The organism is Streptomyces sp. 35G-GA-8 (assembly GCF_023534745.1).
Classification (GTDB): Bacteria; Actinomycetota; Actinomycetes; order Streptomycetales; family Streptomycetaceae; genus Streptomyces.
In genome coordinates, this window is sequence record NZ_JAMHJQ010000008.1 from 215,968 (window position 1) to 234,912 (window position 18,945).

Annotated in this window: 18 protein-coding genes; 4 read left to right on the top strand and 14 right to left on the bottom strand. The window is 72.2% G+C overall.

Annotated features, from left to right (window positions below; genetic code table 11):
• Window positions 1-90 precede the first annotated feature (90 nt).
• Window positions 91-348, top strand: a complete 258-nt coding sequence (locus M1203_RS19970; protein ID WP_249951112.1) for a hypothetical protein — start codon at window positions 91-93, stop codon at window positions 346-348.
• Between the two features lie 12 nt (window positions 349-360).
• Here M1203_RS19970 and M1203_RS19975 read toward each other — a convergent pair whose 3' ends face one another.
• The 10 genes from M1203_RS19975 to infC form a co-directional block, all read right to left on the bottom strand.
• Complete coding sequence (locus M1203_RS19975; RefSeq protein WP_249951113.1) at window positions 361-891, bottom strand: NUDIX hydrolase; 531 nt, start codon at window positions 889-891, stop codon at window positions 361-363.
• Between the two features lie 86 nt (window positions 892-977).
• Complete coding sequence (locus tag M1203_RS19980; protein ID WP_249951114.1) at window positions 978-2,318, bottom strand: transcriptional regulator; 1,341 nt, start codon at window positions 2,316-2,318, stop codon at window positions 978-980.
• Between the two features lie 369 nt (window positions 2,319-2,687).
• Window positions 2,688-3,812: a PP2C family protein-serine/threonine phosphatase gene (locus tag M1203_RS19985; RefSeq protein ID WP_249951115.1), complete on the bottom strand. Its 1,125-nt coding sequence runs from the start codon at window positions 3,810-3,812 to the stop codon at window positions 2,688-2,690.
• Window positions 3,813-4,016: 204 nt separating this feature from the next.
• Window positions 4,017-6,554 carry a phenylalanine--tRNA ligase subunit beta gene (gene pheT / locus M1203_RS19990; RefSeq protein WP_249951116.1) on the bottom strand — a complete coding sequence of 846 codons (2,538 nt, stop codon included), beginning with the start codon at window positions 6,552-6,554 and terminating at the stop codon, window positions 4,017-4,019.
• Complete coding sequence (gene pheS / locus M1203_RS19995; protein ID WP_249951117.1) at window positions 6,554-7,681, bottom strand: phenylalanine--tRNA ligase subunit alpha; 1,128 nt, start codon at window positions 7,679-7,681, stop codon at window positions 6,554-6,556. The genes pheT and pheS overlap by 1 nt, the downstream gene beginning before the upstream one ends.
• A gap of 123 nt (window positions 7,682-7,804) precedes the next feature.
• A complete protein-coding gene (locus M1203_RS20000) occupies window positions 7,805-9,010 on the bottom strand; it encodes an ATP-binding protein (protein WP_374403460.1) in 1,206 nt (401 codons plus the stop codon).
• Between the two features lie 84 nt (window positions 9,011-9,094).
• A complete protein-coding gene (locus tag M1203_RS20005) occupies window positions 9,095-9,934 on the bottom strand; it encodes an RNA methyltransferase (protein ID WP_249951118.1) in 840 nt (279 codons plus the stop codon).
• A 136-nt stretch (window positions 9,935-10,070) separates the two neighbouring features.
• Window positions 10,071-10,457, bottom strand: coding sequence for a 50S ribosomal protein L20 (gene rplT / locus M1203_RS20010; protein ID WP_249951119.1), 387 nt, complete (start codon window positions 10,455-10,457; stop codon window positions 10,071-10,073).
• Window positions 10,458-10,560: 103 nt separating this feature from the next.
• Complete coding sequence (rpmI, locus tag M1203_RS20015; RefSeq protein WP_030355333.1) at window positions 10,561-10,755, bottom strand: 50S ribosomal protein L35; 195 nt, start codon at window positions 10,753-10,755, stop codon at window positions 10,561-10,563.
• Window positions 10,756-10,882: 127 nt separating this feature from the next.
• On the bottom strand, window positions 10,883-11,545 hold the full coding sequence (infC, locus tag M1203_RS20020) for a translation initiation factor IF-3 (RefSeq protein WP_249951120.1): 663 nt from the start codon (window positions 11,543-11,545) through the stop codon (window positions 10,883-10,885).
• Window positions 11,546-11,911: 366 nt separating this feature from the next.
• On the opposite strand from infC, the gene M1203_RS20025 reads away from it, so the two are divergent.
• Window positions 11,912-12,274 (top strand): DUF1844 domain-containing protein, encoded by a 363-nt coding sequence (locus tag M1203_RS20025; protein ID WP_249951121.1) that lies wholly within the window; start codon window positions 11,912-11,914, stop codon window positions 12,272-12,274.
• Window positions 12,275-12,345: 71 nt separating this feature from the next.
• On the opposite strand, the gene M1203_RS20030 is transcribed toward M1203_RS20025, so the two are convergent.
• Window positions 12,346-13,080, bottom strand: a complete 735-nt coding sequence (locus tag M1203_RS20030; RefSeq protein ID WP_249951122.1) for an SseB family protein — start codon at window positions 13,078-13,080, stop codon at window positions 12,346-12,348.
• Between the two features lie 41 nt (window positions 13,081-13,121).
• On the opposite strand from M1203_RS20030, the gene M1203_RS20035 reads away from it, so the two are divergent.
• Window positions 13,122-13,802 (top strand): serine hydrolase, encoded by a 681-nt coding sequence (locus M1203_RS20035; RefSeq protein WP_249951123.1) that lies wholly within the window; start codon window positions 13,122-13,124, stop codon window positions 13,800-13,802.
• On the opposite strand, the gene mycP is transcribed toward M1203_RS20035, so the two are convergent.
• Both mycP and M1203_RS20045 read right to left on the bottom strand, forming a co-directional pair.
• Window positions 13,777-15,033, bottom strand: coding sequence for a type VII secretion-associated serine protease mycosin (gene mycP / locus M1203_RS20040; protein ID WP_249951124.1), 1,257 nt, complete (start codon window positions 15,031-15,033; stop codon window positions 13,777-13,779). The genes M1203_RS20035 and mycP overlap by 26 nt on opposite strands.
• Before the next feature lie 41 nt (window positions 15,034-15,074).
• Complete coding sequence (locus tag M1203_RS20045) at window positions 15,075-16,106, bottom strand: hypothetical protein (RefSeq protein ID WP_374403464.1); 1,032 nt, start codon at window positions 16,104-16,106, stop codon at window positions 15,075-15,077.
• A 702-nt stretch (window positions 16,107-16,808) separates the two neighbouring features.
• Between M1203_RS20045 and M1203_RS20055 the strand changes: the two genes are divergently transcribed.
• A complete protein-coding gene (locus M1203_RS20055; RefSeq protein WP_249951125.1) occupies window positions 16,809-18,011 on the top strand; it encodes an amino acid deaminase/aldolase in 1,203 nt (400 codons plus the stop codon).
• Window positions 18,012-18,147: 136 nt separating this feature from the next.
• Here the strand turns inward: M1203_RS20055 and M1203_RS20060 are convergent, their stop codons facing one another.
• Window positions 18,148-18,939: a 3-oxoacyl-ACP reductase gene (locus tag M1203_RS20060; protein WP_249951126.1), complete on the bottom strand. Its 792-nt coding sequence runs from the start codon at window positions 18,937-18,939 to the stop codon at window positions 18,148-18,150.
• Window positions 18,940-18,945 lie beyond the last annotated feature (6 nt).

An 18,945-nucleotide genomic window follows, 5' to 3' on the forward strand; every position in this document is an offset into this window, starting at 1 on the left:
AAGGGGAGTTGACTCGGTTCCGCTTGGTCCCGGCATCACCGGGGCCGGGCGGAGAACCATTGGACGACTTTCCCGAACAGGAGCGGATTCGTGACCACCCCCTCTGACCACTCCGTGGCCGGCGAAGAGTGCGCCGAGTTACGGCGCAGCCTCGACGTCGGTCTCGCCAGGACCGACGGCAGGCTCGCGTTACTGGCCCAGCGCAACGACCAGACCGACAAGGATGTGACCGATCTGGCCGCGCGCGTCGCGGCCCTGGAGCACGCCAGGTGGCCGCTGCCCGCCGTGGCGGCGCTCTGCTCGCTCGGAGCGCTGGCGGTGGCGGTCTGGCAGTCCCTGGGCCGATAGCGGGCCCAGGCTCTAGCCCAGCCTCAAGTGATGGAGCATCAGCAGCCCGGCCGTCATATTGGCGGCCGGGATCTCGCCCCGGGCGATCATGTCGGGGACCAGCTTGAGCGGGATCCACTCCCGGCGCGAGGATTCGAAGTCGTCCTCGGGATGGCCGATGTAGGTGGCGTCCTCCGCCCAGTAGAGATGGTGCCTGGCGTCGGTCAGACCGTTGGACGGCTCGACCGTGAGCAGATGCCGGAGCGGTCCCGGGCGCCACCCGGTCTCCTCCTCCATCTCCCTGGCGGCCGCGGTCTCGATGTCCTCGCCGTCCTCGACGACGCCCGCGGCCAGCTCCCAGCCCCAGCTGTCGGTGATGAAGCGGTGCCGCCAGAGCATCAGCACCTCGTTGGCGGAGTTGACGGCGGTCGCCACGGCGACGGGGCGCAGCCGGATGAGGAAGTGGTCCAGATGCCGGCCGTCAGGGAGTTTGACGTCCGCGAGGTTGACCCGGAACCAGCGGTTCTCGTACACGGTCTGTTCGCTAAGTTTCGTCCACTGCACGTTTCTGCCACCTTCCGACAAGTTGATGGCAATATCGCAGCAGCAGTCTCGGCGAACGGGAACGTGCGGGGGGCTCATAAAGGGGCTCACAGAGGAACGCGCAGCGCGCCTTCGATGAGCTCCGCCGTCTCCTCGGCGTCCGTGGATCCGCTGGCCACCAGCTGTTCCCGTACGGCGCGCAACCGGTCTCGCAGGCGCTGGGACTCCATCCCCCGTGCGCGCTCGGCCATTTCGGCCGCTGTTCTGGCGGCGCGGTCGGCCTCGCCCTGCCGCAACTCGATATGGGTGAGCATCGCGAGCCGGTGAACCCGGCCACGATCGTGCGCCGGGGTGTCCACGGCCGCCGCCGCGTGCGCCCGCGCGGCGGCCAGATCGCCGAGGCTGAGCAGCGCCTCCGCCACCTGTACGTTCACCAGGCCCGGCTGTACGTAGCCCGTCTCGTCCGGCTCATGGCCCGGACGGATGCGTTCCGCCTCCGTCTCCGCACGCCGGATACAGCCGAGCGCTCCGGTGCCGTCGCCGAGATGCGCATACGACTTGGCCTGCATCGCGTACAGATCCGCGGCGAGCGCCGGGGTGATCTGGCGCCCGGCCGTCCGCAGCGCCGCCTCGGCAAAGGCGACGGCCTGGCGGTACTCCCCCATGTGCAGCGACTGGTTGACCAGCAGCGCGATCACATAGGCGCCGAGGCCCCGGTCCCCGCTCGCCTTGGCCAGCCGCAGCGCCTGGTGGAAGTAGCGCTGGGCGAGCCCATGGGCATCCGAGTCATAGGCGCAGATACCGGCCACCGCGACCAGCCCGCCGGTGGCACGGTGCAGTTGGCGGCCCAGCGCGTCGCTGTACCCGCCGCGCAGCAGCGGGGCGGTCTCGGCGTTGAGGAAGCGGACGATCCGGGCGCGGGTGGCGACCCCGCCCGCCCGCCGGTACATCAACTCGTAGTGCGCCCTGGCCGACCGGAGCAGTTTGATGTCGGCCGGGCCGACCTTGTTGCGGCCGGTGCGGGAGACATCGGAGTCCTCGGGAGGGTTCTCCCACTCCCAGACGGGCATCACGGCGGGCGTGCCGGTGACGGTGGGGGCGCCCACTATGTGCGGACGTTGCTGTTCGTCGGAGCGCCACAGCGCGGTGGCCCGCTCCACGAAACCGGAGAGCGGGGTGCCGTGCGGTACGAAAACCTCCCCCGACACACCGAGCCCGATGTCGTCCAGCGTGAGCGAACGGTGCAGCCGCTCGCTCAGCACCGCGCAGATCAGGTCGGGCACTTGGCCGCGCGGCCGCTGTCCCTTCAGCCACCGTGAGACGGCGGTGTGTTCATAGCGCAGGGCGAGACCTCTGGCCCGGCCCGCCTGGTTGACCCTGGCGGCGAGACCGGCATGGGAGATACCCGCCTCGTCGAGCAGGGAATCGAGCAGAGAATTGGGGTGCATGAGTGCCCCTCCGGTGGCTCGGCCGAACCAGCGTAGTGGAACGGGAAACGCACGGGGTGTGAACGTAATGCCCGAATCCGCGCCCCGTGCACCCTGCCGCCGGGAACTCGGGACCGGTTGACTGAATCGCCTCGCAAAAGAGGCGCCGGGCCACCGGCTCCCCCTCGTACAGTGCGGTGGCCCGCAACCGCGCCGTCCGCCCCGCCGACCTGCCCGACACTCCGCGGCGGAGCGGACGGCGCGTGTACGGGACCGGGGCGGCCGAGGGCAGCCGTCGGGTCTTCCCGGCCGGAGGGGAGCCGTCGGAGCCGTCGGAGCCGGCCGGCGGGCCTTCCGTCAGGGGTCGTTCGGCGGGGGTGGTTCGCCTGGTCATCCCGGGCCGGGCACGCGAGTGGTGGGTTCCCGCGCGGGAACCCGCGTACGGCACAGGCCCGGTCCGCCCGGCTGGGCCGGCACGCGCGAGGAATCGCCCACCGGTGGGCGGTCGTTGCGCAGCACGAGCAGCGCCATGTCGTCGGCGATCCGCCCGCCGGTGTGCCGCAGCAACGCCGCGTGGACCTGGCGCACCACGGCGGCGGGTGCCAGGGGCGGGCCCGCCGCGGCCTCCGCGAGCGCTTCCTCCAGGGCGAAGAACCGCCCCGCCGAGTCCCGGGCGTCCTCTGCCCCGTCGGTGTGCAGGAACAGCGCCTCGCCCGGCAGCAGCGGACCGCACTGGTACGGCAGCAGATCGGCGGGCAGCGGAAAGGCCCCCAGCGGCGGCAGCGGTTCGCCGGAGGCCAGCCGCGCGGCGCCCCGGCCGAGCCGATAGGGCCAGGGATGGCCGCAGTTGAGGGCCTGTACCTCCGCGTCGGCGCCGATCTCCAGCAGCAGTACGGTGACGAACTCCTCCGCCGACAGGGAGTCCGGCTCCTGGCCCGCGGCGGCGGGCGGCTCCTGGCGTGCCAGCTCCCGCAGATGGCGTTGGTGGGCCCGGTCGAGCCGGCGCAGGACACCGTCGAGTCCGGCCTCGTCGTGGGCGGCCTCCCGAAAGCTGCCGAGCACCGCGGCCACCGCCCCGATGGCGGGCAGTCCATGGCCGCGCACATCCCCGATGACGACCCGCACCCCGTAGGCCGTGGCCACCGCCTCGTACAGATCGCCGCCGACATCGGCACCGCGCGAGGCGGAGAGCTGGCGTGCGGAGAGCGCGAGCCCGTCCAGCCGGGGCGGCAGGGTCCGGATCAGCACCTCCTGGGCGGCCCGCGCCACGGCCTTGACCTCCCGCAGCTCCCGCGCCGCCCGCCGCCGTACGCGGATCAGCAGATACGCCACCACCAGCAGGAAGACAACGCAGGTCACGACGCGTGACAGCAGGTCGTCGCGGTCCGCCGCCGGGCGGGTCAGCTCCCAGGTGATCACCGCTGTGAGCAGACCGCCCGGGATCGCGCATTCGACAAGGCCCCAGGAGGCCGGCGCTTCCGCCTGCGCGTCCTCTGTTGCCTTGGTCCGGTTCATCCGTCGGCCTCCCTCGGCCGCCCGGCCGCTAAGCCGTGGGGCGTACGTCGACCGTCTCGGCCGGATCGATTGTGTCGATCACGGAAGCCCCATGACGTGACACGCCAGGACTTCTCACCCGAATGAGTGAGGGGCGCATCCGATGATCCGGATGCGCCCCTCAAGGGCCGAGAGCCAGTACAACGACGGCGCACGGCAGGGTGGTCACGCGCCGCGCAGGACCGCCCCGGTCCGTTCGGCGGCAAGCGAGACGGCCGCGTCACGGGCCGCCGTCGCCTCGTCGACCGTCAGTGTGCGGTCCGTGGCGCGGAACCGCAGTGCGTAGGCAAGGGACTTGTGTCCCTCGCCGATCTGCTCGCCGGTGAACACGTCGAACAGCCGCAGGGACTCGAGGAGTTCCCCCGCGCCCTCGCGCAGCGCCCGCTCCACCTCGGCGGCCGGGACCTCACTGGTGACGACCAGCGCGACATCCTGCGTGGCCACCGGATAGGTGGAAATCCGCGGCGCCCTGCTCACGCCGGTGCCCGCGCGCTCCAGCAGATCGAGATCGATCTCCATGGCGCAGGTGCGCTCCGGCAGCCCGAGCGCCTTCACGACGCGCGGATGCAGCTCTCCGGCGTGGCCGAGCAGTGTCTCCTCGCCGTCCACGGCGGCGAACAGCGCCGCGCAGCGGCCGGGGTGCCACGGCTCGTACTGCCCGGACCGTACGGTCAGTTCGGCACCGGCCTCCCGGGCGACGGTACGGGCCGCCTCGACGGCGTCCGCCCAATCGGCCGGGCGTCCCTTGCCCCACCAGCCGGCCTGCTCGCGCGCCCCGGCCAGCACGACGGCGGCGTGCCGCGGCTGGCGCGGCAGCGCGGCGTCGAGCGCGGCCACCTCCTCGTCGGTCGGCCGCCGGTCGACGGGCAGCCGGGCCGGCACGGTCTCGTGGCCGGTGTGCCGGAAGACGAGTCCGGTCTCGAAGAGCGCCAGATCGTGCGACCCCCGGCCGTCGTTGCGCCGCAGCGCCGTGAGCAGGCCCGGCAGCAGCGTGGTGCGCAGCGCGGGCTCCTCGTCGGAGAGCGGGTTGACGAGCGTGACCGTACGGCGGCGGTCGTCGTCGGCGGGCAGCCCGAGGGCGTCGAGCGCCGCGTCGCCGAGGAAGGGGTAGTTCAGCGCCTCGACAAAGCCGGCGCCCGCCAGGGCGCGGCCGACGCGGCGGTGCAGCCGCTGGCGCTCGGTGAGCCCGCGGCCGGACGGCGGGGTGGGCAGCGTCGAGGGAAGGTTCTCGTACCCCTCCAGCCGGATGACCTCCTCGGCGAGGTCGTTGGGCGCGCCGAGGTCGGGCCGCCAGGACGGCACGGTGACGACCAGCTCGTCCTGGCCGTGGACGTCGCAGCCGATCTGCTGGAGCCGCCGTACGACGATCTCCCGGCCGTACTCGACACCGGCGACCCGGTCGGGGTGGTCGGCGGGCATGGTGATGGTGCCCGGCGCGGAGGGCGCGACGATCTCGGTGACCCCGGCCCCGGCGGAGCCGCCGGCGAGCAGCACCAGCAGGTCGACGGTCCGCTGCGCGGCGGCGGCCGCCGCTGCCGGGTCGACCCCGCGCTCGAAGCGCTTGGACGCCTCGGAGGCCAGCTTGTGGCGGCGCGCGGTGCGGGCGATGGAGATCGGGTCGAAGTGCGCGGCCTCGATCACCACATCGGTGGTGCCCTGGAGCTCGCCCGTCTCCGGGTGGGCCGAGGTGTCGGCGATCTCGGTGTCGGCGCCGCCCATCACGCCCGCGAGACCGATGGGGCCGCGGTCGTCGGTGATGACCAGGTCCTGGGCGTCCAGCACCCGCTGGACCCCGTCGAGCGTGGTGATCTTCTCGCCCGCCCGGGCACGGCGGACGCCGATCGCGCCCTCCAGCCGGGAGCGGTCGTACGCGTGCAGCGGCTGGCCCAGCTCAAGCATCACGTAGTTGGTGATGTCGACCGCGAGCGAGATCGGCCGCATCCCGGCCTTCTGGAGCCGGCGGCGCAGCCAGATGGGGCTGTGTGCCTCCGGGTCGAGGCCGGTGACCGTACGGGCCGTGAAGCGGTCGCAGCCCCTCGGGTCGGCGATCCTCACCGCGTGGCCGTACGAGTTCGGCGCGGGCACATCGAGCAGCGCGGGGTCGCGCAGGGTCAGCCCGTACGCGATGGCGGTCTCGCGGGCGACTCCGCGCAGCGAGAGGCAGTAGCCGCGGTCGGGCGTGACGGCGATGTCCAGGACCTCGTCCACCAGCTCCAGGAGCGCGATGGCGTCGGTGCCGGCCTCGTGCTCGGGCGGGAGCACGATGATGCCGCCCTCGTCCCAGCCGGATCCGCTGCCCATGCCCAGCTCGTCGCCGGAGCAGATCATGCCGTGGGAGGTCTTGCCGTAGGTCTTGCGCGCGGCGATCGCGAAGTCGCCCGGCAGGACCGCGCCGGGCAGGACCACGACGACCTTGTCGCCGACGGAGAAGTTCCGCGCACCGCAGACGATCTCCTGCGGCTCGCCGGTGCCGTTGGCCGTGCCGACATCCACCGTGCAGAAGCGGATGGGCTTCTTGAAGCCCTCCAGCTCCTCGATCGTGAGCACCTTGCCGACGACGAGGGGGCCCTTGAGGCCGGCGCCGAGCTGCTCGACGGTCTCGACCTCCAGACCGGCGGCGACGAGCTTGGCCTGGACGTCACGGCCGGTCTCGGTCGCCGGCAGGTCGACGTACTCCCGCAGCCAGGAAAGCGGGACGCGCATCAGATCTCCATCCCGAACGGCCGGGTGAACCGGACGTCACCCTCGACCAGGTCTCGCATGTCTTCGACGTTGTGGCGGAACATCAGCATCCGCTCGATCCCGAACCCGAAGGCGAATCCGCTGTACTTCTCGGGGTCGACGCCGCAGGCGACGAGCACCTTGGGGTTGACCATGCCGCAGCCGCCCAGCTCGATCCAGCCCTCGCTGCCGCAGGTGCGGCAGGGCCGGTCGGGGTTGCCGACCGAGGCGCCCCGGCACACGTAACAGACCATGTCCATCTCGGCGGACGGCTCGGTGAAGGGGAAGAAGTTCGGACGGAGCCGGGTCTTCATGTCCGCGCCGAAGAGCGCCTGGACCATGTGGTCCAGGGTGCCCTTGAGGTCGGCCATGGTCAGGCCCTCGTCGACGGCGAGCAGCTCGATCTGGTGGAAGACCGGGGTGTGCGTGGCGTCCAGCTCGTCGGTGCGGTAGACCCGCCCCGGGCAGACGATATACACGGGCGGCTCACGGTCGAGCAGGGCGCGCGCCTGGACCGGCGAGGTGTGGGTACGGAGCACCACACCCGACTCGTCGCCCTCCGTGCCTTGGGGGCCCTGGACGAAGAAGGTGTCCTGCATCTGGCGCGCCGGGTGGTCGGGCACGAAGTTGAGGGCGTCGAAGTTGAACCACTCCGCCTCGGCCTCGGGGCCCTCGGCGACCTCGTAGCCCATGGCCACGAAGACATCCGCGACCCGCTCCATGAAGCCGGTCAGCGGATGGCGGGCGCCGGGCGGGGTGCGGTCGTACGGCAGCGTGACATCCACCGCCTCCTCGACCAGCACCCGGGCGTCCCGCTCCGCCTCCAGCTCGCTCTGGCGGGCGGCCAGGGCCTTGCTGACGACGCCGCGGGCCTGGCCCACGCGCTTGCCCGCCTCGGCCTTGGCCTGGGGGGGCAGGGCGCCGATCTCCCGGTTGGCGAGGGCGAGCGGCGAGGTGCCTCCGGTGTGCGCGGTCTTCGCGTGGGCGAGCGCGTCGAGATCACCGGCGGCGGCGAAGGCGGCGAGCGCCTCGTCCCGCATCCGTTCGATCTCTTCCGGTTTCAGTGCCTCGACCTCGACTGGGTCGTAGGACTTGTTGGGTGCCGACATCTCTTCCGTACTTCCGTTTGGCTGGCGAAACGACCCTGCTCGATCACTGGGGAGCGCGAAGGCGCGAAGGTGCCAAAAGTCGAGTCTAAAGGTCGTACGAAGGTGAAGAAGCCCGTGGGCCGCTCAGGACAGGTAAGCCGGAGCGCCGACGGGCAGGATAAATCGGAACTCGGCACCGCCGCCGGGTCCGCGGCCGACGGTGATCGTCCCGCCGTGCGCCTCGACGATGCCCTTGACGATATACAGGCCCAGGCCGGTCCCGCCGCGCTTGCTCCCCCGCCAGAAGCGGGTGAAGACACGGCCCATCGACTCCTCGGGGATGCCGGGACCCTCGTCGCACACGGTGACGGCCGTTCCCTTCTCTGTCTCCGTCTCGGTTTCCGGCCGCTCCGCGTGGCTGAGCGTCGCGGCGGCCACCTCAATCGTGACGGTTCCCTCCCCGTGGCGCACCGCGTTTTCGAGCAGATTGCCGAGCACCTGATCGATTTTGTCGGGATCCGCCCATAGCTCGGGCAGCGGCTGCTGTATCCGTACGAGGAACCGGTCGGGCGACTGGCCCGCGGCCGTGTGCGACTGGACATGGCGTCCGACGGCCGCGCCGATGTCCACCGGCTGTCTGCGCACCTCCAGCCGGCCCGAGTCGATCCGGGAGATGTCCAGCAGCTCCGCGATCAGCCGGGTGACCCGGTTGGCGTCGGCGTCGACGGTCTCCAGCATCAGCCGCTTCTGGTCGTCGGTGAACCGCTCCCACTTGGCGAGCAGCGTCGCCGTGAACCCCTTCACGGAGGTGAGCGGGGAGCGCAGTTCATGGGCGACGGTCGCGATCAGCTCCGCGTGGCTCAGCTCGGTACGGCGCCGCGCCTCCGTGCCCCGGATCGAGATGACCAGCCGGCGTACGGGTCCGGTCGGGTACGCGCGCACGTAGCGGGCGGAGACCAAGACCTCCCGGCCGCCCGGCAGCAGCAGATTGCGCTCGGGCTGGCCGACCCGGGTGGCGAGCCCGCCGTACGGATCGGTCAGCGTCCACCAGCGGCGGCCCTTCAGGTCCTCCAGCGGCAGCGCCCGGTCCAGCGGGCGGCCGAGTGCGTCCGCGCACGGGACGGCGGTGATCCGGGCGGCGGCGGCGTTGAAGCAGATCACCCGGCCGGTCTCATCGGCGACGACCAGCCCGTCGGGCAGCTCGTCGGGGTGGATCCCCCCGTCGCCCGTGCCGATCCGCTCATCCATACCGGTCCGCTCGTCCGCGCCGGGCGGCTGGGCCGCGCCGGTCCCGTACGGGGGCGGTAAGGCTCCCTGGACCGCGGCGGGTCCGCTCGCCCCGACACTCATCCCCGCATCCCACCTCTTCCGCGTAGCTCAGTGGGCCCCAGAAAGCGCAACAGTACTAGCTGAACGTGACGGAGCGGGACCCCCTCAGCACGTACCGCGCACGCGCTGGGCGCGCGCCGAGGCATAGAGACATACGGCCGCCGCCGTCGCGAGGTTCAGACTCTCCGCCTTTCCGTGGATCGGCACCCGTACCACCGCGTCCGCGAGGGCGCGGGTCTCGGCGGGCAGCCCCCATGCCTCGTTGCCGAAGATCCAGGCGGTGGCCCCGCCCATGGTGCCCGCGTCCAGTTCGTCGTCCAGGTCGTGGTCCCCCGCGCCGTCGGCGGCGAGGATCCGTACACCCATGTCCCGGAGCCCCTGGACGGCCTGTTCGACGGGGACGCCGACGGCGACCGGCAGATGGAAGAGCGAGCCGACGGACGCCCGGACCGATTTGGGGTTGTAGAGATCGACGGAGGCGTCGGTGAGGACGACGGCGTCGGCGCCCGCCGCGTCGGCGCAGCGCAGCACCGTACCGGCGTTCCCCGGGTCGCGGACATGCGCCAGTACGGCGACGAGCCGGGGCCTGGCGCGCAGGATCTCCTCGAAGGGCGAGTCGAGGAACCGGCACACCCCGAGCAGCCCCTGCGGAGTGACGGTCTGGGACACCTCGGCGAGCACGGCGTCGGGCGCGAAGTGCACCCGGGCCCCGGTGGCACGGGCGGCGCCGACGATGTCGGCATACCGCTCGGCGGCCTCGACGGTGGTGAACAGCTCGATGAGCGTGGGCTCCCCGCCGTCACCGCGATGGGCCACGGCTTCCCGTACGGCCTGGGGTCCCTCGGCGATGAACCGGCGTTCCTTGCCCCGGAAGGCGCGCTTGGCGAGTCTCCTGGCGGCCGTGACGCGCGGGGAACGCGGGGAGATCAGCTCGGGGGTGCCCATGGACGGCGGTTCTCACTTCTCGTATGAGGACGTACGGATGCGGGTCACGCGGGTTGACGGGGACACCCGCGGAACGCGCCGGACCCGCAGGCGCGATGCCTGCGGGTCCGGCGGGAAGTACGGCGGCCTGACGGGATCAGGCGGCGGCCTTCGGGGCGTTGACGTCGCTCGGGAGGGCCTTCTGGGCGACCTCGACGAGCGCGGCGAACGCGCCGGCGTCATTGACGGCCAGCTCGGCGAGGATCTTGCGGTCCACCTCGACGTTGGCGGCCTTCAGACCCTGGATGAAGCGGTTGTAGGTGATGCCGTTGGCGCGGGCAGCGGCGTTGATCCGCTGGATCCACAGCTGACGGAAGTCGCCCTTGCGCTTCTTGCGGTCGTTGTAGTTGTAAACGAGGGAGTGGGTGACCTGCTCCTTCGCCTTCCGGTACAGACGCGAGCGCTGGCCGCGGTAACCGCTGGCCGCCTCGAGGATTGCCCGGCGCTTCTTGTGGGCGTTGACTGCCCGCTTGACGCGTGCCACTTGTTAACTCCTTGTAGCTGGATCACGGGTGGTGACGTGACCCAAGAACGGCATGGTCCCTGTAGCTGTCCTGGTCCCGCGCCAAGGCGGCGGGACACGCGGACTACAGGCCGAGAAGCTTCTTCGCCTTGGCGGCGTCGCCCGGCGCGAGCTCGACGGTGCCGGCGAGGCGGCGCGTCAGCGTCGAGGGCTTGTGCTCCAGGTAGTGGCGACGGCCGGCGCGCTGCCGGAGCACCTTGCCCGAGCCGGTCACGCGGAAGCGCTTCTTTGCACCGCTGTGCGTCTTGTTCTTCGGCATGGCGCCGCTCTCTCCTCGTCAGTGGCGCTCCCAGCCGGCCGGTCGGCCGGCGCTCGGGAGCGTCATATCTCTGTGTGTGGTTCGGGTCCTGACGGATCCGAGGCGCCGCCTGTCGGCGCCCCCCGGATCACGCTTCGGAAGATGCCTCGGCCGGAGCCTCGGCCGCGGTGCCCGCGGATTCCTCGGTCGCGTACCCCTGGCGCTCCGCCTTGCGGGCGGCCTGCGCCTCACGGGCCTCGGCCATGGCCTCGGTCTTCTTCTTGTGCGGGCCAAGAACCATGATCATGTTCCGGCCGTCCTGCTTCGGGTTCGACTCGATGAAGCCGAGTTCCTCGACATCCGAGGCGAGACGCTGGAGCAGTCGGAAGCCCAGCTCGGGGCGGGACTGCTCACGACCACGGAACATGATCGTGATCTTGACCTTGTCACCCTGCTTGAGGAACCGGACGACATGACCCTTCTTGGTGTCATAGTCGTGCGGGTCGATCTTCGGCCGGAGCTTCATCTCCTTGATGACCGTGTGCGCCTGGTTCTTGCGCGCCTCACGGGCCTTCATGGCCGACTCGTACTTGAACTTCCCGTAGTCCATGAGCTTGCACACGGGCGGACGGGCGTTCGCCGCGACCTCGACCAGGTCCAGGTCGTACTCCTGCGCAAGCTCTAGGGCCTTGGCGAGCGGGACAATGCCCACCTGCTCGCCACTGGGACCGACAAGTCGCACTTCGGGAACGCGAATCCGGTCGTTGATGCGGGGCTCGGCGCTGATGGATCCTCCTCGGTAGCACCACACGACTGCCTGGCAGACAGCCGCGTAACGTCTGTGTCATCAGACCAACCGCGGCGGAACATCAAAAATGCCCCGGACGGCACACAGGCAGGAGCTCCTCGAATACCGGAGCACCGCCGCGCGTATGCCACGGGGCGCATCGGGCGGTTCCATCGTCCGTACGGAACGATGGGCACCACCTGACCGGTGACCCGCCGCCCCTGAGGAGCGGCCAGGTGGGAGATCGGAGCCTCCACTTGTGGGCCGGGCACGCACGTGTCCGACCGGTCGTTACACAAGGTTAGCAGCTCCCCCGGGGTGGTGCGAACCCCGCGTACCGCACCGCTCCCGCGGCCGGGGCCACTCGGGCGTACGCCTATCGTGTGAGGCATGAGCGACGCGACCTCCCCCCAGGAAACCCCCGGCTATGACGCCATGGCCCGTGACATCGCGGAAGTCCCCGCCGTCGAGGTGATCGTCACGGTCGCCGTGAATCTGATGAGCGCGGCCGCCGTCAAGCTCGGTCTGACCGAGGAGGGCGACGAGCACAAGGACCTGGACGAGGCCCGCAAGCTGGTCCACGCGCTGGCGGGGCTGATGGACGCGAGCGCGACGGAGATCAGCTCCTTCCACGCGGCTCCGCTGCGTGACGGGCTGAAGTCGCTCCAGCTGGCGTTCCGCGAGGCGTCGCTCGTACCGGACGAGCCGGGGAACGGTCCCGGCGAGAAGTACACGGGGCCGGTCTACGGCTGATCCCGCTCCGTCTGTCGCTTCAGGCGCGTAGGAGACTTCACGTACGTACGAGACTCGCGTGCGTACGCGTTTCAGGCACGTACGAAAAGGGGCTCGCCCGGTGGTGTGGCCTCGGCCGGCAGCAGAGCCAGGTCGAGTCCGCGTACCAGGCGGGCCCTCAGTACGTCATCGGCCGCGAGGGCCTCGGCGATCCTGCGGGCGGCCTCGGCCGGACGCGCGGCCGGGTCCAGCACGAGCGCGAGGGTGCCGTCCGCGCTGCCGGGGCCGAGATGCGCGCGGAGCACCGCCGGCTCCGCGGCGACGGCGGACCGTACCGCCGCGCCGACGGCGGGATCGTCGAGCGGATCGGTGCTGGTGCGGCCCTCGGCGAGAGCGAGCAGCGCGGGGCCGGTGAGCTGGTACGGGACCGGGCCCGCGAGATCGATCACGACCGTGTCCGCCCGCTCGTGCGCGGCTGCCCGGAGCGCCTGGTGCAGCGGTACGGCGACGGGCCGGGCCGCCGGATTCCAGCGCGCCAGCGCGGCGACGGAGGTGAAGGCGGGCAGCGCGCGGCGGTCGCCCGCCTGGAGCGTCGGTACGGCCATGTCGCTGGTCTTCTCGCGGCGCAGGCCGCTCTTCTCGTCCTCCTCCGTCTCACCGAGCACGGCGACCACGGGAACCAGCAGCCGGGCGTCCTTGAGCGCCGCCAGGACGCGTGGTTCGGCCGACCGGTCCTCGGCCCAGGCGGCGAGGGCCGCCGTCAGCTCGGGAGCGGCGGTGCCGTCGTCGTCGGAGAAACCGGAGTCGGGGATGTTCTTGAGGGCCACGGGACGAGCGTAGAGGGCGCGGCGCGACGTACGGTCGTCGGGTGAATCTCTCGGTCGCGGTGTACGACCTGGCCGGCGGGGGCGAGTGGGCGTCCGGCGGGGACCGGACGTATGTCACCGCCAGCGTGGTCAAGGTCGCGGTCCTGGCGGCGCTGCTGCTGCGGGCGCGGGACTCGGGGCGGTGGCTGACGGCCGGCGAGGAGGGTCTCGCGGCGGCCATGATCGAGCGCAGCGACAACGAGGCGGCGACCGCGCTGCGGACGGCGGCCGGGGGCGTGGCGGGACTGGACGCGGCTCATGCCCGGCTCGGGATGACCCGGACGTCGGCGGCGACCGCCTGGGGGCTGACCCGCACCACCGCCCACGATCAACTGACGCTGCTGAAGGCGGTGTTCGCCGACGCGGATTCGACGACACGCCCTGTGAGGGCCCCGGGGGCACCCGCCGGTCTCGACGAGAGGTCGCGCCGCTATCTGGCGGGGCTGATGGGGCGGGTGGTGCCCGGTCAGGACTGGGGGATCTCCGCGGCGGCGAGGGACCACGACTGGGCGCTGAAGAACGGCTGGCTGCCGAGGGGCGACAGCGGTCTGTGGGTCATCCACTCGGTGGGGCGGGTACGGAACTGCCTGGTCGCCGTGTTGTCCGACGGCCATCCGACCAAGGACGCGGGGATCGCGCGGGTCGAGGAGGCGGCCGTCAGCGCCGTACGCCGGTTCGTCTGAGACCGCCGCGCCAGAGCAGGACCGCGCAGGCCAGCAGCAGGGCGCCGGCGCCGCCCACCGCGGGGGCGAGCCAGGCGGCGGGTTCCGAGTCCGCGCGCGGGGCGTCGGGGCCGGGGCCGAAGTACTGCTTGTCGTATCCGCCGGCGCCCGCGGCCTCGCGCTTCAGATCCGTACGGGACAGTTTCGCCCCGGCCTTGATCGCGGCGGCGGGATCGACGAGGCCGTGCCCGCGGGCGTCGTCATGGCCGTCCTTCGGCGCGTTGCGCGCGGTGTCCGAGAGGAGCTTCTTGATCTGCGCCGGGGTGAGATCGGGGTAGGCGGAGCGTACGAGCGCGACGGCACCGGAGACGAACGCGGCGGCGGCGCTGGTGCCCCAGCCCTCGTAGTAGCGGCGGTCCGGGTCGGCGATGACCACATTGACGCCCGGCGCGCTGATGGTGGCGTACCAGCGGCGGGTGGAGAACGCGGCGCGCGTCCCGTACTCGTCGACGGCCGTCACCGCGATCACCCCCGGATAGGCCGCGGGGTACGAGACATGGTCGCCCTTCTCGCCGCCGTTGCCGGCCGAGGCGACCACGACGGAGCCCTTGGCCAGGGCGTACTGGACTGCCGCGTCCTCGCCCGGTTCCGGGTGGGCGGACTCGCTGTCGTCGCCGAGGGAGAGGTTGATGACGTCGGCGCCCTGGTCGGCGGCCCAGCGGATGCCCTCGGCGAGGGCGCCGCCCTTGGAGGAACGGGCCTTGGCGCGGGCGGGGTCGGTGCCTTCGAGGATGACGCGGACCGGGAGGATCTTCGCCTCGGGCGCGATCCCGAGGACCCCGTCCCCGCGGTTGGGGCCATGGCCGTGTCCGGCGATGATGCCGGCCATGGCGGTGCCGTGCCGGGCCCAGGCGCGATCGCCGTCGCGTGCCCCGAAGCCGATCAGATCCCGGCCGGGCAGCACCTGGCCCTCCAGGTCGGGGTGGCTGCCGTCGACGCCGGTGTCCAGGACGGCGACGGTGATGCCCCTGCCCTGAGCGGTGCGCCACGCCTCCTCGGTGTGCAGGGCGTCGAGGGCCCACTGCTGCGCCCGGATCGCGTCGGCGTGCGCCGGAGGGGCGGGGACGAGCAGCAGGACGGACGCGGCGGCGAGGACGGCGGCGAAACGGTGGCGGCGCGCCGGCCGACCGGAGGGCACGGGGGGCGTCGGTGTGCCCGGAGTCATGAGGGAGCCGGGAGGCGTGGAGCGCATGGGGGGCATGGGAGGCATCGGTGCGCCGGGAGGGTTCGGGGTCATTGAGGGGTCGCCGTTCGGGCGCTGACGGTCTTGCGCAGGCCTCGTTCTATCCGGTCCGCGATGCCCTTGGCCTCGTGGCCGAGACCGGACTGCGCGGGCGCGGTCGTGGCGCCCTTGGCCATGGCCTTGTCGACGGGCTGGGGAGCGGTGACCTTCCGTCCGTCGGCGAAGCCGGAGACGGCGAACACGACAACGGGTGTCTCGGTGAGCACATTCACCGTCCAGCTCGCGCGCTGGGCGTCACCGAACCCACCCGCGACCGTGCCCTTGACGGGGAAGGTGCGGGGCATCAGATCGGCGCGTTCAGCCAGGTTCTCGTCACGGAACCGGTTGCGCAGGGTCTCCATCGCGAGGGCGTCGGCCTGGGTGAAGACCAGCCCGACGGTGGTGACGCTGGTCGACGTGGCATCGACGTAGGTGGCGCGCAGCACGCGCACGCAGCCGACCGGGCGCAGCGTGCCGAGCAGCAGCGGATCGAGGGTGCCGGCACAGCCGCTGTCCGGTGCGACGCCGATCCTCGTCCACTCGCGGTCCGCTCCGCCGGGCCCGGCGCCGTCCCCGGAGAGGGTGCGGGGGAAGAGGGTGTCGACGGGCACGTTGTGCCAGAGGCCGCGCGCGGTGGCGAAGGTGTCACGGGCGGCGGGTTCCGCGGCCGAGTCCCCGGTCAGCCAACTGCCGGTGGCGGCGCCGCCGATGAGCCCGAGCCCGAGCACGACGCAGGCCAGGGCGGAGGCGACCCGGAGTGGCTGGTGCCGTGAGGCCACGGGACGCAGCCTGGTGGTGGTCTCCTGGGGTGTCTCGGGACGCTGCCAGGACCAGGGGTACGGCGACGGCGGCGCCGACGGGAACCCGGGCGGGCTCTGGGGCGGCCTGGGGGGCAGGGGCGGCGCCGCCGGTGGCGCGGCAGGCGGGCGCGGCACGCGCGGCACCGCTCCGGCGGGGGCCGGGGGCACCGGCCGCAGGCGGGTGGTGATCTCTGCGGACGCCGGGGCCGCGGGCACCGGCCGCAGGCGCGTGGTGATCTCCACGGGCGCCGGGGCCGGGCCGACGGGCGGAACCGGTTTCGTCGGCGCCGGGGCTGTCGCCGGTGATGAGGCTTTCGCCGGGGCCGGGGCCGGGGCCGGGGCCGTCGTCGGAGCCGGGACCTGGGCTGTCGCCGGTGATGAGGCTTTCGCCGGGGCCGGGGCTGTCGTGGACACCGGAGCTGTCGCCGCGGTCGGGGCCGGGGCCGTCGTCGGCACCGGGGCCGGGGCCGTCGTCGGGGCCGGCGGGACGGCCGTGCGCGGGGCCGGATTCGCTGCCGGGGGAAGGGACTTGGCAGCGGTCGCCGCCGGAGGTCCGGACGGCGGTGGTGGTATCCGTACCGGCTCGGGCGGGGGCAGCAGCGCGTCCGAGATGCGTGATCTCGGCGGGCGCGGAGTGTCGGCCGACGTGTCCTCCCCGGACTTGGACGCCTCGGACTCCGCGCCGGGTGGTGGCGCCGCCGGGCGGGGCGGTACAGGAGCGCGTCGCGCTTCGGTACTCATCCGTCCCCCTGTGCCACCTGTGCCACCTGTGCAGACCGGTCCCACCGCATACCGACTCGCCGTACGGAACAGGCCCGTTCGACGCGGCGTGTGCGTCACTCTACGGGGTGGAACGGGCCCGGCGGGAACGACCGCGAAGGCACGTGGTGATCTGCCCAGATCATCCCCCTACCGTGCGGTAATCCCGTCTGGCAAGCTCGCTCCATGACTCCGCGCGCCACTGACAGGGCACGGTACGACCGCGCCACCGCTCATCTCGACGCTCCGCTCGCCCTCGTCGATCTCGAAGCGTTCGACGCCAACGCGGACGATCTCGTGCGGCGGGCGGAAGGCAAGCCGATCCGGGTGGCGAGCAAGTCGGTTCGCTGTCGCGCGCTGCTGGAACGTGTGCTGGGGCGCGACGGTTTCGCGGGGGTCATGTCCTTCACGCTGGCCGAGTCCCTGTGGCTGGCGCGGGCCGGGTTCGAGGACGTACTGCTCGCCTATCCGTCGGCGGACCGCGCCGCCTACGGGGAGCTGGCCGCCGATCCCAAGCTCGCCGCCGCCGTCACCGTGATGATCGACGACCCGGCCCAGCTGGACCTCATCGACGCGGCGCGGGAGGGCGGACGTGAGGAGTTCCGGATCTGTCTTGAACTGGACACGGCCTTGCGGCTGTTCGGCGGGCGGGTCAGGATTGGTGCACTGCGCTCCCCGCTGCGCGAGCCGGCCCAACTGGCCGAGCTCGCCAGATCGATAGCCCGACGCCCCGGATTCCGGCTGGTCGGGCTCATGGCATACGAGGGACATGTGGCCGGGGTAGGGGACGCCCTGGCAGGACGGCCGCTGCGATCGCGTGCGATCCGGCTGATGCAGTCCGCCGCCCGCAAGGAACTGGCGGAGCGGCGCGCGGCGGCGGTGCGCGCGGTGCGGGCCGTCGCTCCGGAGCTGGAATTCGTCAATGGCGGCGGCACGGGAAGCGTCCAGCACACGGCGGCCGAGGAGGCGGTGACGGAGATCGCCGCGGGCTCGGGGCTCTATGTTCCACGGCTCTTTGACAACTACACATCGTTCACGGGACGTCCGGCGGCGTTCTTCGCCCAGCCCGTGGTGCGCAGGCCGGGTGTCGGAGTGGTGACCGTGCTCGGCGGCGGCTATCCGGCGTCGGGGGCGCCGGGGGCGGACCGGCTGCCCGTGCCGTATCTGCCCGAAGGGCTGCGCTACGACGGGCAGGAGGGGGCCGGCGAGGTGCAGACCCCGCTGCTCGGACCGGCCGCCGACGATCTGCTGATCGGCGACAAGGTGTGGTTCCGGCATGCCAAGGCGGGTGAACTGTGCGAGCGCTTCGACACCTTGCATCTGATCGAGGGTGACCGAGTGGTGGCGGCCGTGCCGACGTACCGGGGTGAGGGCCGCACGTTCCTCTGAGGGTGTCGCGGGCCCGGTCCACGCGGCCCCGTCCCACCGGCGTCCGGTGGTAGGAGCACGCCTGGACCGGGATACCGGCCCGGCGGGGTCGTCATGCTCAGGCGCCCGCCCTGGAGGTGACCCGCCCTGGGGGTGATTAGACGGGCGTCACATACGCCCCCGAGATACCACCGTCGACCAGGAAGTCCGTGGCGTTCACGAACGAGGAGTCGTCACTGGCGAGGAAGGCGACCGCCGCCGCGATCTCGTCGGCCTCGGCGAACCGGCCGACCGGAATGTGCACGAGCCGGCGCGCGGCGCGCTCGGGGTCCTTGGCGAACAGCTCCTGCAACAGAGGCGTGTTGACGGGCCCCGGGCACAGCGCGTTCACCCGGATCCCCTCGCGGGCGAACTGCACGCCCAGCTCACGGGACATCGCGAGCACCCCTCCCTTGGACGCGGTGTAGGAGATCTGGGAGGTCGCCGCGCCCATACGCGCCACGAAGGAAGCGGTGTTGATGATCGAGCCCCGGCCCTGCCGCCGCATATAGGGGATGGCCGCCTTGCAGCACAGATACACGGAGGTGAGGTTGACCTCCTGGACCTTGCGCCAGGCGTCCAGGCCGGTGGTGAGGATCGAGTCGTCCTCGGGGGGCGAGATGCCCGCGTTGTTGAAGGCGATGTCGACGCTGCCGTAGGTCTCGTGGGCGATCCTGAAGAGGGCGTCGACCTCGTCGGCGTTGGTGACATCGACACGTACGAAGGTGCCGTCGACCTGTTCGGCCGCGGCCTTGCCCGCGGTCTCGTCGATATCGCCGCAGACGACATGCGCGCCCTCGGCGGCGAGTCGGCGTGCGGTGGCCAGGCCGATGCCGCTGCCGGCTCCGGTGATCACGGCGGTACGGCCGACCAGTCGGCGGCAGATGGCGTCGTTGGTGGGGGCGGTCATGATGGG